We start from the raw sequence: 15,424 nt of genomic DNA on the forward strand, positions 1-15,424 counted from the left end.
GACGCGGTACCACCCACACGAACCATCCCCGGATCTCGAACCGACTAATCAGTCCAAGAACCGGGGACCAGTCCACTGGCACCGGGCCTCCCGTCTGTCTGTTGCCCGTCTCAGAACGCGCGGTTCAGCGCCCAGGCGGCGCCGCGGTAGCTGTTCGGCCCCCAGACACCGTCGATGGGGCCGCTGTAGCGGCCGTGTGCGGCCGCCCATCGCTGCAGTGCCCGGATGATCTCGGGGCTCTGCCAGTTGTGGAGGTCGCCGGCACGGAAGTACCCGCCCTTCGCGAGCTGCTCGGAGACACCCGTCCAGGAGTTCGGACCCATGATCCCGTCGATCGGCCCCTTGTAGCCGTAGTACCCCGCCATGCTGCCGAGGCACTGGAGCCGCTTGTAGAAGATCGTCCCCGGGACGCCGTCGAACTCGGTCGTGGTCGTCGGGACCGATCCGCACGGGTCGGCGATCCGCGTCGTCGCGGCTTCGGCGGGTGCTGGCTGGATGACCTCCCCCGCGGTGGTCAGGGTCATGACGAGTGCGCCGACGAGGACGAGGGCGTGCTTGCTGTGGTGCATGAAAACCTCCTTGTTCGGCTTCCAACATGTCACATCCGGAACGCGACGTGTCACAGCTGGCAATTGTTGCCACGGCGGTGCACACGAAGAAGGCCGGGTCCCGTCGGGACCCGGCCTTCGTGAGCGTCACGCGATGCGCTTGAACGCCTTGTCGACGTAGCGGTCGACGGTAGCGCGCGCTTCGCGTGCGTAGCGGTCGATGGTCGCCGTCTGCTCCGGGTCCGGCGAGTACTCGCGGCCCAGGCGTGCGGCGGCTGCGGCGAGGACACCGTCGGTCAGCTGCGGGTTGAGCGGCAGGATCGGCCCCTGCGTGTGCGTACCGAACGACGTGCCGACGATCGCGCCCTCGACCGGGGCTCCCGCCTGGTTGCCCCCGCCGGACACGACGTCGGCGAAGGGGGTGACCCCGGCCGCGAGCTCGATCGTGGTGGCGTGGTCCTCGAAGCCGGCGAGACGCTTCGGCGCACCGGGGAGCAGCGGGTACCGGGTCTCGAGGACGAAGTAGTTGACCCGACGTTCGGCACCGCGGACGGCGCGGGCGTCGAACACGCCGAACCCGGCGAGCGGAGCACCCTCGGTGGGGACGACCTCGTTCGTCGCCAGGTCGAACCCGCCGCCGACGGCGATGACCGGCACACCGTCGCTCGCGAACGAACGGAGCGGAGCACCGATGCGGGCGACGTCGGCACCGAGCGAACGCATCGCGCTGAGCGGTCCGTTGCCGATGACCACGACGTCGGCCGCGGCGGGCAGGTCGTCGCCGGGCGCGTACTCGAGCACCTCGGTGTCGAGGCCGGCTGCGGCGGCACGGCGGACGAGGGCCGCGACGTTGCCGCGGTCCCCCGAGACGCCCATCTGCCGGGGGTAGACGTGCAGGATGGTCAGCCGGTCGGCCGTCATGCGGTCTTCTCCATGTCCGGGTGGCCGAGGGCCTTGCGGGCGATCATCATGATCTCGTAGTTGACGATGAAGTTCTTCGTCCCGCTGGTCGTCGACCCGAGCTGCTCCATGTGCTTGATCGCGGCCTCGACGTCGGGGTCGACCCGGCCGATGCGGACACCGGCGTGCTCGAGGGCGATCGCGATCTGCCAGGCCTTGTCACCGGAGACGACGTCGACGTGGTCGAGCTTCGAGAAGTCGATGTCGTAGATCCACGAGATGTCCGGCGTGCCCTCGTCGATCGCCATGAGGACCTGCTCGGGGCGGTCCGGCAGCGCGTCGAGGTTGAGCTGGAGGCTCGCGGCGTTCTTGAACATCGTGAACTCTGCGGACTCGCCGGCGATGGGGAGTCGTTCCCCGCGGCCGTACGCCGGCTTCATCGTGCCGAAGGCCTTCGTGACGGCGTCGGCGCGGAACTGCGTGCCGAGTGCCGCGCTGGCCGTGGCGGCGGCAGCAGCAGCGTCGACCGCGTAATGCAGGCCGCGTGCGGGCAGGCGAACCGCGATGTCGGCACCGTCGAAACGGATCGTCGCGCCGTCACCGGTGTTCACGACGACCTCTGACTCTGCGACGTTCGGCTGGGCGTCCTGCCGGTCGAAGTCGTCGGCGTTCTGCAGGCCGTTCGGTGCGGCGGCGACGACCTCGGCACTCGCACCGAAGCGCAGCACCCGCTGGCCGGTGCGCGCCACGTAGGCGTCGAGGAACTGGTCGTCGCGGTTCGTGATCACGTTCGCCGTGGACAGTGCCGCGGTGTCGAGCATCATGTCGGCGACGCGCTCGGTCTCGAAGAACCGGTACAGCTGGTCGACCTGCACGTTGAGCATCGTCACCGTGGACGGCGACAGGATGCCGGCGAGCTCGACCGCGAAGGCCTCGTCGACCTCGAGGATGCCGATGTCCGCCTTCAGGCGACCGGTCAGCGACACCTCGGACAGCAACGCCGACGCGATGCCCTGCGGCAGGTTCGCCCCGGACGGGTTCGTGAAGACGCGGAGCCCGTGCGCCCGGACGATGTCCGAGATCATGTGCGTGGTCGTCGACTTGCCGTTCGAGCCGAGCACGAAGACGACGCCGTTCGGGAACTGCTTCGTCACGTGCTGCAGGAAGTCCGGCACGAGCTTGAGCACGATGAAGCCGGGGTACGCGGATCCCCCGCCCCGCGCTCTGGCGAGGGCACGGAGGATCCGCCCGATCAGGATCGGGATGAAGAACCGCATCGGCCTACTCGAGGTAGTCGCGCAGCGACTGCGACCGCGACGGGTGGCGGAGCTTCGCCATCGTCTTGGACTCGATCTGACGGATGCGCTCACGCGTCACGCCGAACGTGTCACCGATCTGGTCGAGGGTCTTCGGCTGGCCGTCACCGAGGCCGAAGCGCATGCGGATGACGCCCGCTTCGCGCTCGGACAGGGAGTCGAGCAGGCTCTCGAGCTGCTTCTGCAGCATGGTGAAGCCCACTGCGTCAGCCGGCACGACCGCCTCGGTGTCCTCGATGAGGTCACCGAACTCGGAGTCGCCGTCCTCGCCCAGGGGCGTGTGCAGGGAGATCGGCTCGCGACCGTACTTCTGCACCTCGACGACCTTCTCCGGGGTCATGTCGAGCTCGCGGGCGAGCTCTTCCGGAGTGGGTTCGCGACCGAGGTCCTGCAGCATCTGGCGCTGGACACGAGCGAGCTTGTTGATGACCTCGACCATGTGCACCGGGATGCGGATGGTGCGGGCCTGGTCGGCCATGGCGCGGGTGATCGCCTGGCGGATCCACCACGTCGCGTAGGTCGAGAACTTGAAGCCCTTCGTGTAGTCGAACTTCTCGACCGCACGGATCAGGCCCAGGTTGCCCTCCTGGATGAGGTCCAGGAACTGCATGCCACGGCCGGTGTAGCGCTTGGCGAGCGACACCACGAGGCGGAGGTTCGCGCCGAGCAGGTGCGACTTGGCGCGCTGTCCGTCGCGGGCGACCCAGCGCAGCTCACGCTCGGCCGGCTTGGTCAGCCCGGTCGAGTGCTGCAGCTTGTCCTCGGCGAACAGGCCGGCCTCGATGCGCATCGCGAGCTCGACCTCCTGCTCGGCGTTGAGCAGGGCGACCTTGCCGATCTGCTTGAGGTAGTCCTTCACCGGGTCGGCGGTCGCACCCGTGATGGTCGTGGAGTAGACCGGGGCTTCGTCGTCGTCGGTCTGCGAGATGACGAGCGCGCCGGCGGCGACCGCAGCGGCGGCGTCGGGCTTGATCGCCTTGTCGTCAGTGTCCTCGACGTCCTCGGTCGGCTCGTCGGTGGCTTCGTTCGCCTCGTCGACGGGGTCGACCTTCTTCGCCTTCGGGGCGGCCTTCTTGGCCGGGGCCTTCTTGGCGGGGGCCTTGGTGGCGCGCTTCTTCGGCGCGGCGGTTCCCTCGGCGTCCGTGGCGTCCTCTGCCACATCACCTTCGGGCTGAGTGTCCTTCGTGGGATCGATCGTCGTGCTCCGGGCAGCCATGCGATCACCTCTCTCGTCGTGCCACGTTCGTGGGGTCGTGGCCTCCCTCGCCGCCCAGGGCCCGAGCCGCAGTCCCCCGCGTCGTCGAGTCCTACCGTTCCGGGCAGCACTAAGACCCATGTCAAGTCCCCCGGGTTGATCGGCGCTCCGAAGTGCTCCGACAGGATGGGGGTCCTGAGTGGGTCCGTGATCATTATTGCACGTGCCGCTTCCGCAGGCGCGCAACGAGTGCAACCCAGAGCGGTCCGACGCGTATTCCCTCCTCCGCGTGGAGCACCCGGCGCGTGCGGTGCCGGGCGTGCAGGAGCATCGCGACACCGAACCCGACCACCAGGTACTGCACCGTGAGGGCCACGCGGAAGTTGTCCCAGGCGAACACGGTCTCACCGGTGACGCGGGACATCACGTCGAGCAGCAGCCCGATCAGGTACATCATCACGAAGGCAGCCAGGAAGCCCCCGACGTTGACGACGCCGTTCGCGGACCCGAGGGAACCGACCGGGTTGAACGTCCGGGCGAAGTCGAACCCGATCAGCGAACCGGGGCCGCCGATGCCCATCGCCACGACGAGCAGCACGAGCAGCCAGGTCGGCGGGTGGCCGGGCCAGAGCAGGATCGCGGTCCACACGACGGCGAGCAGCACGACCACGCCGAGCACGAGGTTCGATCGGCGCATCGGGAACCGCGCGCACAACAGCCCGAGCACCGGCCCGGCGACGAAGCCCACGGCGACGATGATCGTCAGGAAGCCGGCGGCCTCGGCGGGGCTGTACCCGAGCCCGCGGAGCATGGGGACGCCCCACAGCAGCGAGAACACCGTGCCGGACGACTGCGTCACGTAGTGGGACCAGAACCCGAGCTGCGTGCCCGGTCGACGCAACGCGTGCCCGAACGTCCGGAACGCGGCGCCCCACGAGTGCGGCAGCGGGATCGTTCCGGTCCGCACGACCACGGGGCCGTTGCGGACGAAGACGAACGCCAGGACGAGCCCGACGGCACTCGCGGCGGCGGCGACCCCGAACGCGGGCGTCCACCCCGCGGCGTGCAGGAGCACCGCGAACGGGAACGCCGACAGGATCTGGCCGATCTGCCCGAGGTTGCCCGTCCACTGCGAGATCTGCGGCAGGATCCGGCCGCTGAACCACATCGGCACCAGGCGGATCACCGAGATGAACGTCATCGCGTCGCCGGCACCCACGAGCACCCGGCCCGCGATCGCCGGGCCGATCGTCGGCGAGAAGGCCACGACAGCCTGGCCGACCACGAGGAGTGCGGCGCCGAGCAGGACGAGCTTGCGCGGCCCCACCCGGTCGAGCGCGACGCCCACCGGGATCTGGAGTCCGGCGTACACGGCGATCTGCACGACCGCGAGCGTGGACAACACCGCCGCCGAGACGGCGAACCGGTCCTGCGCGTCCACCCCGGAGACCCCGAGCGAGGACCGCTGCACGACCGCCAGGACGTAGGCGAGCACCGCGATGCCCCAGATCAGGTAGGCGCGACGGGAGTTCACCCCGACAGGCTACCGATCCGGCGGAGCCGGATACGCGACGTGTGTCGCCGACGCAGGTGACGGCCTGGTCGCGACCGGACGACCGACGGGAGGGACGGTGCGGGCCCGCCCCGGGCCTCCAGGCCGCTGTTCCGGACCGTTCAGGGCCCGACCCGGCTACTCGCCGCCGTCACCCTGGGTGCGACGATCCGCCAGGAAGCGCTCGAGCTCGGCCGCGATCGCATCCGCGGTCGGCACCTCGCCGTCGACGTCCGTGAGCGGCGACGCGACCGGGTTGCCCTCCATGTACGTGTCGTGCCGCTCCTCGAGCACACCGACGAGTCGCTGCAGCTCGGCGTTGCCGGCTACCTGCTCCTCGACCCGGGTGAGGAACTCGCGACCCGCCTCGCGCAGGGCGTCCGTCGGGAAGATGAGGCCGGTGGCCGCGGCGACGCCGGACAGGGCCGCGACGGCCGCGTCCGGGAACTCGGTGTCCGACAGGTAGTGCGGGACGAGCAGGACGAGCCCGGTGACCTGCGCACCGGTGGATGCGAGCCGGTGCTCGACGAGGTGCAGGACGTTCGCCGGCGCCTGGGTCTCGGGCTTCCAGACGCTCATCTGCTCGACGAGGTCGGCGCGGGTGCCGGAGACGGTCAGGCTGATCGGGCGGGTGTGCGGGACCGGCATCGGGATCGACTGCACCCAGGTGGTGTCCGCGACCTGGAGCTGGGCGGCGAGGCCGGTGACGGCGTCCACGAACCGGTTCCACTGGAAGTCCGGCTCGTACCCGGACAGGAACAGGAACGGCTGGCCGATCTCGTCGCGCACGAGGTGCAGCGCCAGCCGGGGCGGCTCGACGGCGGCGATGTGGTCGTGCTCGAAGGTGATGACGGGCCGGCGAGCACGCCAGTCGAGCAGCACGTCGGGGTCGAACTCGGCGACGAGCTGCGTGTCGAGGTCCTCGAGCACCGACGTCGTCACCTGGGCAACGGCCGAACCGGCGTCCGCGAACCCGGTGAGCCCGGCGACCAGGTGCAGCCCGGCCGGCACGGTCGGGGCGGCCTCGTCGAACGTGTAGAGCTCCTCGGGGTGGTTCACCGTCCCCATGCTAGGCGGGGCCACCGACGCCCCCGCGCGGGACGGCCACGCCGACAGCGAACAGTGCGTGGATAGGGTTGGAGCATGGTCCGACCGACGCTCTCCACCGACTCCTCCGCCCCCTCCTCGATCTCCGCCGACGTCCTCGTGGTCGGCGTCCGACCCGGTGCCGACGGTGCCCCCGCGACGATCGCCCAGCCGGCCACGACACCGTTCTCCGCGCTCGACGACCTCGACCTCGCGGCGATCGGCGCGACCGGCGCCAAGGACCAGCTCGTGCGCATCCCGGCCGTCGGCGTCGACGCCGCGAGCATCGCGCTCATCGGGCTCGGCACCGGGACCGACGCCGCCGCCTACCGCTCGGCCGCCGGCAGCGCCGTCCGCCAGCTGCCGCACGCCGCGTCGATCGCCCTTGCGCTGCCGACCGACACCGACGCACTCGTCGAGGCCGCGCTCGAGGGCGCCGCGCTCGGCGCCTACGCCTTCACGCGGCACAAGGGCGCCGGCACGACCGGGCCGACGCGTGGCGACCAGCGCGTGACGGTCCTCGCGCCGTCCGCCGCGACGGACGCCGCGGTCCGTCCGGCGATCGTGGCCGACGCCGCGTCGCTGGTCCGCGACCTCGTGAACACCGCCGCCGGCGACCTGGGACCACAGGACGTCGCCGACGTGGCGACCGGGCTCGCCTCGGACCTCCCGCTCACCGTCGAGGTCCTCGACGAGCAGGCACTCGAGGAGCAGGGCTTCGGCGGCATCCTCGGCGTCGGCCGTGGTTCGGCGCGTCCCCCGCGCCTGGTCGTCGTCCGCTACGCACCGGAGTCCGCCACGAAGCACCTCGCCCTCGTCGGCAAGGGCATCACGTTCGACTCGGGCGGGCTCTCGCTCAAGCCGGCGGCGTCGATGCTCGGCATGAAGACCGACATGACCGGCGCCGCCACGGTGCTCGCCGCGACCGTCGCCGCCGCACGCCTGGGCCTCGACGTGCGCGTCACCGCCTGGCTCGCACTCGCCGAGAACATGCCGTCGGGCACGGCGACCCGCCCGGGTGACGTCCTCACCCTCAAGAACGGCAAGACCGTCGAGGTCACGAACACCGACGCCGAGGGCCGCCTGGTGCTCGGCGACGGCATGGCCGCCGCCTCGCTCGAGACGCCCGACGCGATCGTCGACGTCGCCACCCTGACCGGCGCGCAGGTCGTCGCGCTCGGCGACCGCACCACCGGCCTGATGGGCAGCGACGACCTCGTCGCGAAGCTCCGTGCCGTGGCCGAGGGTGTGTCGGAGCCGATCTGGCCGATGCCCCTGCCCGAGGAACTCGACGCCCGGCTCGCCAGCGACGTCGCCGACATGGTCAACGCCACGGTCGGCAACCCGGCCGGCGGCATGCTGCTCGCTGGCAAGTTCCTGGAGCGCTTCGTCGGCGAGGACATCCCGTGGGCGCACCTCGACATCGCCGGCCCGTCCGAGCACAAGGGCGGCGGCTACGGGTGGCTCGGCAAGGGCGCGACGGGTGTGATGGTCCGGACGCTCATCGCGCTCGCAGAAGACCTCCAGTCCGAGTAGTAGGTTTGGTACCGGTGGGACGGGGCATCGACGCGCCTCCCACTGGTACTGCACGGGACGGGACCGGAACCACGCGGTCCGACCGTCGGACGCCGCCCCCGCGGTGTCCACGTAGGGCCCGATCGGCCCGACACGCACGAGGGAGTTGCACCAGGTGACGGAACAGACTTACGACGTCGTGGTCCTCGGTGGCGGGAGCGGTGGCTACGCCGCTGCGCTCCGGGCCGCCGAACTCGGCATGAGCGTCGCGCTCATCGAGGGCGACAAGCTCGGAGGGACGTGCCTGCACCGTGGCTGCATCCCCACCAAGGCGCTGCTGCACGCGGCCGAGGTCGCCGACGCGACGCGTGACGCCGAGAAGTACGGCGTGATCGCGGAGTTCGCCGGTGTCGAGGTCCCGAAGGTCATCGAGTACCAGCAGGGCGTCATCACCTCGAAGTACAAGGGCCTGCAGGGCCTCATCAAGGCCCGCGGCATCACCGTCGTCGAGGGCTGGGGTCGACTGACCTCGCAGAACACCGTGCAGGTCGGCGACCAGAACATCGTCGGCAAGAACGTCGTGCTCGCGACCGGCTCCTACTCGAAGTCCCTGCCCGGGCTCGAGATCGGCGGCCGCGTCATCACCTCCGAGACCGCACTGCGCATGGACTACGTGCCGAACAAGGTCGTCATCCTGGGCGGCGGCGTCATCGGCGTCGAGTTCGCCAGCGTCTGGAAGTCCTTCGGCGCCGAGGTCACGATCGTCGAGGCGCTCCCCCACCTCGTCCCCGCTGAAGACGAGTCGATGTCGAAGCAGCTCGAGCGCGCCTTCCGCAAGCGCGGCATCGAGTTCTCGCTCGGTGTCCGGTTCCAGGGCGTCGAGCAGCACGAGAACGGCGTCGTCGTGACGCTCGAGGACGGCAAGACCTTCGACGGCGACGTCCTGCTGGTCGCCGTCGGACGTGGCCCGGTCACGCAGAACGTCGGCTTCGACGAGGTCGGCGTCGCCATGGACCGCGGCTTCGTCACCACGAACGAGCGCCTCGCCACCAACCTGCCGAACGTCTACGCGGTCGGCGACATCGTCCCCGGCCTGCAGCTCGCGCACCGCGGCTTCCAGCAGGGCATCTTCGTCGCCGAGGAGATCGCCGGCCTGAACCCGGTGATCATCGAGGACAAGAACATCCCGAAGATCACGTACTCCGACCCCGAGGTCGCCTCCGTCGGCCTGTCGCAGGCCAAGGCCGAGGCCGAGTACGGCGCCGACAAGGTGGACTCGTACGAGTACAACCTGGCCGGCAACGGCAAGAGCCACATCATCGGCACGTCCGGTTCGGTCAAGGTCGTCCGCGTCGTCGACGGCCCCGTCGTCGGCGTGAGCATGATCGGCGCCCGCGTCGGCGAGCTCATCGGTGAAGCCCAGCTCGCCGTGAACTGGGAGGCGTACCCGGAGGACATCGCTCCGCTCGTGCACGCGCACCCGACGCAGAACGAGGCCCTGGGCGAGGCGTTCATGCACCTCGCGGGCAAGCCGCTGCACGCGCTGTGACCCGCACGAGTCCGCGCCCTGTGACAATGACATCCACAACAACTGCAACCCCCCGCGAAGAGGAGTCCACCCGATGAGCGAATCCGTCAGCCTCCCGGCGCTCGGCGAGAGCGTCACCGAGGGCACGGTGACCCGATGGCTGAAGAACGTCGGTGACCGGGTCGAGGTCGACGAGCCGCTGCTCGAGGTCTCGACCGACAAGGTCGACACCGAGATCCCGTCGCCCGTCGCCGGCGTCATCGAGGAGATCCTCGTGCAGGAGGACGAGACCGTCGAGGTCGGCACCGCGCTGGTGAAGATCGGCGACGGCTCGTCCGACTCCGGTTCCTCCGACTCCGGTTCGTCCGACGAGTCCTCGAACGAAGCCGCTGCCGAGGCAGAGGCCCCCGAGGCCGAGCCGAGCACCGAGCAGGAGTCCGAGACCCCTGCCCCGGAGCCCACCGAGCCCGAGCCGGCCCCCGCCGGACAGACGCAGCCCGCGGCCCCGCAAGCCCCGTCGGCACCGCCCGCAGCCGCTCCGGTCCCGCAGGCCGCTCCGGTCCCGCCGCCCGCCGCCGCACCCCCGGCCGCCGTCCCGGCGCCGGCCGCTGCCGCACCCGCACCGGCCGCGCCGAGCGCGACCACTGCCGCCGCGGTGCCGAACCCGACGCAGGACGGCGCAGCCTCCGGCTACGTCACGCCGCTCGTCCGCAAGCTCGCGAACGAGCAGGGCGTCGACCTGTCCACCGTCACCGGTTCCGGTGTCGGCGGGCGCATCCGCAAGGAGGACGTGCTCGCGGCCGTCGCGAAGGCCCCGGCCGCCGGTGGTGCAGCTGCACCCGCCGCCGCGTCCGGTCCGTTCGTCGCCGAGGTCTCGCCGCTGCGCGGCACCCGCGAGAAGATGACCCGCCTGCGCAAGGTCGTGGCCGAGCGCGCCGTGCAGTCGATGACCTCGACCGCACAGCTCACGAGCGTCGTCGAGGTGGACGTCACGAAGGTGGCGCAGTTCCGCGACGCCCACAAGGCAGAGTTCCTCGAGAAGACCGGTTCGAAGCTCTCCTTCATGCCGTTCTTCGCCCTGGCGGCGTCCGAGGCGCTCAAGGCCCACCCGAAGATCAACTCGACCGTGGAGGGCGACGAGATCGTCTACCCGGAGTCCGAGAACGTCTCCATCGCGGTGGACACCGAGCGCGGCCTGCTGACCCCGGTCATCAAGGACGCAGCCTCGCTCGACCTGGCGCAGTTCTCGAAGTCCATCGCGGACCTGGCGGAGCGCACCCGGAACAACCAGCTCAAGCCCGACGAGCTCGCCGGCGGTACGTTCACGCTGACGAACACCGGTTCGCGTGGCGCGCTGTTCGACACCCCCGTGGTGTTCCTGCCGCAGTCGGCGATCCTCGGGACCGGCATCGTCACGAAGCGTCCCGCAGTCGTGAAGGTCGACGGCCAGGAAGCGATCGCGATCCGTTCGTTCGTCTACCTCGCGCTGTCGTACGACCACCGGATCATCGACGGTGCGGACGCCTCGCGCTACCTGGTCGCGGTCAAGAACCGCCTGGAAGAAGGCAACTTCGCCCCCAACCTCGGGTACTGACCCCAGCACCCCAGCACCACGGCCGACGGCCCCGGTTCCCCCTCGTGGGGAGCCGGGGCCGTTCCCGTTTCCGTTCCCGCTCCGGTTCGTCGGCGTCCGGGGGCGTCCGGGGGCGGCCGGGGGCGGCCGGGTGTGTCCGGGCGCGTCAGCCACCACCACCCGCACCGGTCCCGGCGTCCGTCCCGGCACCGAGCACGGACACCGCGGCGACGACCGTACCGATCGCGACGACGACACCGACCACGGCGCGGCGGAGCGGCAACCGCCGACCAGCACCGAGCGGGATGCCGCGCTCGACGACCTCGCGCAGTCGAGCTGCCGGGCCCGTCGTGTCGAGCGGCGGGTCCGCCTCGACGAACACCAGGTCGGCTGGCGGTGGGGCCCATCGGAACGGCCGCGGCGGCGCCGCACCCCGGACCGCGTCGAGCGCCGCGCACACGGTGCTGCGGTCGCCGTCGAGCGCCGCGAGGAGCGCAGCGTCCACCTCGTCGCGACTCGGATCGCGCGGGTCGACACGGTCCCAGACGACCCGGGCAGCGAGTACGAGGACCCGTGCAGCATCGTCACCGGGCAGCTCCGTGCCGTCGCGGACGGCTCCAGCCGGGCGATCGCACAGCACCACGGCGCCCGCGTCGTCCACCAGGACGTCGTCGATCCCGGCGACGCCGAGCCGCACCGCGCCGTCCACGGCCGCGACGAGGAGCTCGAGCAGCGGGACGCAGAGGGTGACCGCGACCCCGGTCGTCGGGGTGCCGAGACGGTCCAGCGCCACCGGGAGCGGCGTCCCGTGTGGGCGGTCGAGCAGGGTCACGAGCCCGCCGGCCCCGGTCCGGCCCACTGCCTCGACGGGCACCAGGTGCCGGTGTCCGGTGGCGCACCGGTCCGCGATCCAGGCCGCCACGGCAGCGTCGCCGGCCGGCGCGACCCAGCCCTCGCTGCGGGCGTCCTCGATGCTCTGGTCGGTGCTCGTGTCCATGGTGACGAGCGTGGCGGAGGCGAGTCGGGCCTCCTGTCCGTCCTGCCCGGTCTGTGGACAACGCGTGTTCGCGCACAGCCGGACCGACTGCGGTCTCCCCCGGACCGCGGAGGCCGTATCCTGTCAGCATGGCACGCAGCACTTCCACAGACACGAAGGCGAAGGAGCCGGGGCGTCTCAAGCAGATGTTCCAGGTCTTCCAGATGACCCGACGGGCCGACCCGTCGTCCGTCTGGTGGTTCGCCCTCGCATTCGTCGGCCCCGTCGTCCTCGGCATCGTGCTGGCGCTGGTGCTCCCGGGCCAGAACTGGCTCGCGATGATCCTGTGGATCGTCGCCGGTGTCCTGATGGGCGTGCTGCTCTTCCTCATCGTCCTCGGCCGGCTGGCCGAGCGGGCGGCGTACTCGCAGATCGAGGGCCAGCCCGGCGCCGTCGGTGCGGTGCTCTCCAACTCGCTGCGTCGGCAGTGGCGCTCCAGCGAGATGCCCGTCGCCGTGCACGGTCGCTCGCAGTCCGCGGTCTACCGCGCGGTGGGGCGTCCCGGCGTCGTCCTCATCACCGAGGGCCAGCGCGGCAACCTGAAGCGTCAGGTCGACGAAGAGCGTCGCAAGGTGCAGCGCATCGTCCCGAACGTCGCGGTCCACGTGGTCAGCGTCGGTGACGGCGACGACACCCTCACGCTGCACAAGCTCCCCCGTGCCATGAACAAGTTCAAGAAGTCGCTCAACCGCAACGAGGTCCTGGCCGTCGCGAACCGCCTCGACTCGCTGACGCAGAGCCCCGCCGCGGCGATCCCGAAGGGCATGGACCCGATGCGTGCCCGTGCCGGACGTCCGCGCTGACCTGACCCCGAACCACCACGCAGAACGCCCCCGACCGTGCCAGGTCGGGGGCGTTCTGCAGTCTGCGTGCGGTGCGGTGCGGTCGGTGCGGTCGGTGGCGCAAGCCGGGCGCACCGTGCGCCTTCGGCCACTTGGTGCGAGGTTGCCCGCTCGGTGCGAGCCTGTCGCGCTGCACCGAGCGGGCAACCTCGCACGTGCCGACGAACCTCGCACGGTGCGCAGCAGCACCGCGGCGCGCATCCCGGCGCGCGCGCCGACGAACCTCGCACCGTGCGGTGCGGCCGGTGGCGCGGCCCCGGGTCAGCGGCGGACGAGCACTGTGCCGGCGATGCGGTCGTGGGCACCGCGGCTGTCCCGGTCGATGATGAGCGCCGGCACCACCAGGCAGAGCAGGACGGTCCGGACGACCGGACGCCACACCCCCACGTAGCCCCCGCGCATCGGCACGACGCGCAGCCCGACGCAGATGTGCCCGAACGAGCCGGACAACAGGCAGATGAAGAGCACCTGGAGCGCGGCGAAGATCGCCAACTGCACCCACGAGTGCGCGATGTCCCCGGAACCGTTCACCGGCGACCAGACCCCGGTCACGTAGGCGATGAGGTCGGCGAGGGCACCGTCGATGAGCAGGGCGACGATCCGCCGTCCGATCCGCCCGACGCTGCGGGGTCCTTCCTCCGGCAGACCGAGGTCCTTGCCCGGCCAGCCGTCGGGGTGCTCGGAGGGCGCGGACGGACTGGAGGAGCTGCGGGCCATGCCCCCAAGCGTAGGCGACCTGCCGCCCGTAACACGCCCGAAACAATTCAGTCACGTCCGGGAAACCCCGTGTCAATAGCCTCGTCGGAGGTGCCTTGATCGGTACCTCCGACATCACCCAACCCATTGGAGATCGGCCCCCATGTTCAGCGATTCCTCCGAGGTCCTGGCCTTCATCAAGGACACCGACGTCAAGTTCCTCGACATCCGATTCACGGACCTGCCGGGTGTGCAGCAGCACTTCAACATCCCCGCCTCGACCGTCGACGAGGACTTCTTCTCGGTCGGCCAGCTCTTCGACGGCTCCTCGATCCGCGGGTTCGCGTCGATCCACGAGTCCGACATGCAGCTGATCCCCGATGTGACCACCGCCTACGTGGACCAGTTCCGCGCCGAGCGCACGCTCATCATGATCTTCGACATCTACAACCCGCGGAACGGCGAGATCTACGGCCGCGACCCGCGCCAGGTGGCGAAGAAGGCCGAGAAGTACCTCGCGTCGACGGGCATCGCGGACACCGCGTTCTTCGCCCCCGAGGCCGAGTTCTACATCTTCGACGACGTCCGCTACTCCGTCACCCAGAACGAGTCGTTCTACGCGGTCGACTCCGAAGAGGGCGCCTGGAACACCGGTCGTGACGAAGAGGGCGGCAACCTCGCCAACAAGACCCCGTACAAGGGCGGCTACTTCCCCGTGTCGCCGGTCGACAAGACCGCCGACCTGCGCGACGACATCACCCTCAAGCTGATCGACGCGGGCTTCGAGCTCGAGCGCTCGCACCACGAGGTGGGTACCGGCGGCCAGCAGGAGATCAACTACAAGTTCGACACGATGGTCCACGCCGCGGACGACATCCTGAAGTTCAAGTACATCGTCAAGAACACGGCGGACCAGTGGGGCAAGGTCGCCACGTTCATGCCGAAGCCGCTCTTCGGCGACAACGGCTCGGGCATGCACACCCACCAGTCGCTCTGGTCGGACGGCAAGCCGCTCTTCTACGACGAGAACGGCTACGGCGGCCTGTCCGACCTGGCACGTTGGTACATCGGCGGTCTGCTGAAGCACGCTCCGGCGCTGCTCGCCTTCACCAACCCGTCGATCAACTCGTACCACCGCCTGGTCAAGGGCTTCGAGGCTCCGGTCAACCTGGTCTACTCGGCCGGTAACCGTTCGGCTGCGATCCGCATCCCGATCACGGGCACCAACCCGAAGGCCAAGCGCATCGAGTTCCGCGCGCCGGACGCCTCGGGCAACCCGTACCTCGCCTTCGCCGCGCAGCTGATGGCGGGCCTCGACGGCATCCAGAACCGCATCGAGCCGCACGAGCCCGTCGACAAGGACCTCTACGAGCTCCCGCCCGAGGAAGCAAAGGGCATCCCGCAGGTCCCCGGCTCCCTCGACGAGGCGCTCGACTTCCTCGAGGCGGACCACGAGTTCCTCACGAAGGGCAACGTCTTCACCGAGGACCTCATCCAGACCTGGATCGACTACAAGCGTGAGAACGAGATCCTCCCGCTGGCGCAGCGCCCGCACCCGTTCGAGTACGAGCTGTACTTCGGCGTCTGATCCTCGCTGACACACGAAGGCCCCGCACCGTCAGGTGCGGGGCCTTCGT

13 protein-coding genes are annotated in these 15,424 nt (G+C 70.4%); 5 read left to right on the plus strand and 8 right to left on the minus strand.

Translation table 11 applies throughout. The annotated features are described in order from the left end of the window. Positions 1 to 110 precede the first annotated feature (110 nt). The 6 genes from EDF31_RS10840 to EDF31_RS10865 all read right to left on the minus strand — a co-directional run bounded on the left by EDF31_RS10840 (position 111) and on the right by EDF31_RS10865 (position 6,579). Positions 111 to 569 carry a hypothetical protein gene (locus EDF31_RS10840; RefSeq protein ID WP_131846133.1) on the minus strand — a complete coding sequence of 153 codons (459 nt, stop codon included), beginning with the start codon at positions 567 to 569 and terminating at the stop codon, positions 111 to 113. 126 nt (positions 570 to 695) lie between these two features. Then, on the minus strand, positions 696 to 1,469 hold the full coding sequence (locus EDF31_RS10845; RefSeq protein ID WP_131846134.1) for a hypothetical protein: 774 nt from the start codon (positions 1,467 to 1,469) through the stop codon (positions 696 to 698). Continuing rightward, the gene (locus EDF31_RS10850; protein WP_131846135.1) at positions 1,466 to 2,725 is read right to left on the minus strand and encodes a MurT ligase domain-containing protein; all 1,260 of its coding nucleotides are present in this window, start codon (positions 2,723 to 2,725) and stop codon (positions 1,466 to 1,468) included. Before EDF31_RS10850 ends, EDF31_RS10845 begins: the two co-directional genes overlap by 4 nt. Positions 2,726 to 2,729: 4 nt before the next feature. Continuing rightward, positions 2,730 to 3,980 (minus strand): RNA polymerase sigma factor, encoded by a 1,251-nt coding sequence (locus EDF31_RS10855; protein ID WP_131846136.1) that lies wholly within the window; start codon positions 3,978 to 3,980, stop codon positions 2,730 to 2,732. Between the two features lie 193 nt (positions 3,981 to 4,173). Then, positions 4,174 to 5,493, minus strand: a complete 1,320-nt coding sequence (locus EDF31_RS10860; protein WP_123938178.1) for an MFS transporter — start codon at positions 5,491 to 5,493, stop codon at positions 4,174 to 4,176. Between the two features lie 156 nt (positions 5,494 to 5,649). Next, positions 5,650 to 6,579, minus strand: coding sequence for a PAC2 family protein (locus EDF31_RS10865; protein WP_131846137.1), 930 nt, complete (start codon positions 6,577 to 6,579; stop codon positions 5,650 to 5,652). Between the two features lie 75 nt (positions 6,580 to 6,654). Between EDF31_RS10865 and EDF31_RS10870 the strand changes: the two genes are divergently transcribed. The 3 genes from EDF31_RS10870 (at position 6,655) to sucB (ending at position 11,234) form a co-directional block, all read left to right on the plus strand. Next, positions 6,655 to 8,133 (plus strand): leucyl aminopeptidase, encoded by a 1,479-nt coding sequence (locus EDF31_RS10870; RefSeq protein ID WP_131846138.1) that lies wholly within the window; start codon positions 6,655 to 6,657, stop codon positions 8,131 to 8,133. 154 nt (positions 8,134 to 8,287) lie between these two features. Then, positions 8,288 to 9,661 carry a dihydrolipoyl dehydrogenase gene (lpdA, locus tag EDF31_RS10875; RefSeq protein WP_123292677.1) on the plus strand — a complete coding sequence of 458 codons (1,374 nt, stop codon included), beginning with the start codon at positions 8,288 to 8,290 and terminating at the stop codon, positions 9,659 to 9,661. A 73-nt stretch (positions 9,662 to 9,734) separates the two neighbouring features. Continuing rightward, positions 9,735 to 11,234 carry a 2-oxoglutarate dehydrogenase, E2 component, dihydrolipoamide succinyltransferase gene (gene sucB / locus EDF31_RS10880; RefSeq protein ID WP_131846139.1) on the plus strand — a complete coding sequence of 500 codons (1,500 nt, stop codon included), beginning with the start codon at positions 9,735 to 9,737 and terminating at the stop codon, positions 11,232 to 11,234. Positions 11,235 to 11,379: 145 nt separating this feature from the next. Here the strand turns inward: sucB and EDF31_RS10885 are convergent, their stop codons facing one another. Next, positions 11,380 to 12,210 (minus strand): hypothetical protein, encoded by an 831-nt coding sequence (locus tag EDF31_RS10885; protein WP_165901394.1) that lies wholly within the window; start codon positions 12,208 to 12,210, stop codon positions 11,380 to 11,382. Positions 12,211 to 12,338: 128 nt separating this feature from the next. Between EDF31_RS10885 and EDF31_RS10895 the strand changes: the two genes are divergently transcribed. Beyond that, entirely contained in the window at positions 12,339 to 13,052 is a 714-nt protein-coding gene (locus EDF31_RS10895) for a DUF4191 domain-containing protein (protein WP_111087017.1), read from the plus strand. Positions 13,053 to 13,352: 300 nt separating this feature from the next. Here the strand turns inward: EDF31_RS10895 and EDF31_RS10900 are convergent, their stop codons facing one another. Continuing rightward, positions 13,353 to 13,808 carry an RDD family protein gene (locus tag EDF31_RS10900; RefSeq protein WP_123292673.1) on the minus strand — a complete coding sequence of 152 codons (456 nt, stop codon included), beginning with the start codon at positions 13,806 to 13,808 and terminating at the stop codon, positions 13,353 to 13,355. A gap of 142 nt (positions 13,809 to 13,950) precedes the next feature. On the opposite strand from EDF31_RS10900, the gene glnA reads away from it, so the two are divergent. Continuing rightward, positions 13,951 to 15,375, plus strand: coding sequence for a type I glutamate--ammonia ligase (gene glnA, locus EDF31_RS10905; protein WP_111087015.1), 1,425 nt, complete (start codon positions 13,951 to 13,953; stop codon positions 15,373 to 15,375). Positions 15,376 to 15,424 lie beyond the last annotated feature (49 nt).

This window comes from Curtobacterium sp. PhB142 (assembly GCF_004341255.1).
Lineage (GTDB): Bacteria > Actinomycetota > Actinomycetes > Actinomycetales > Microbacteriaceae > Curtobacterium.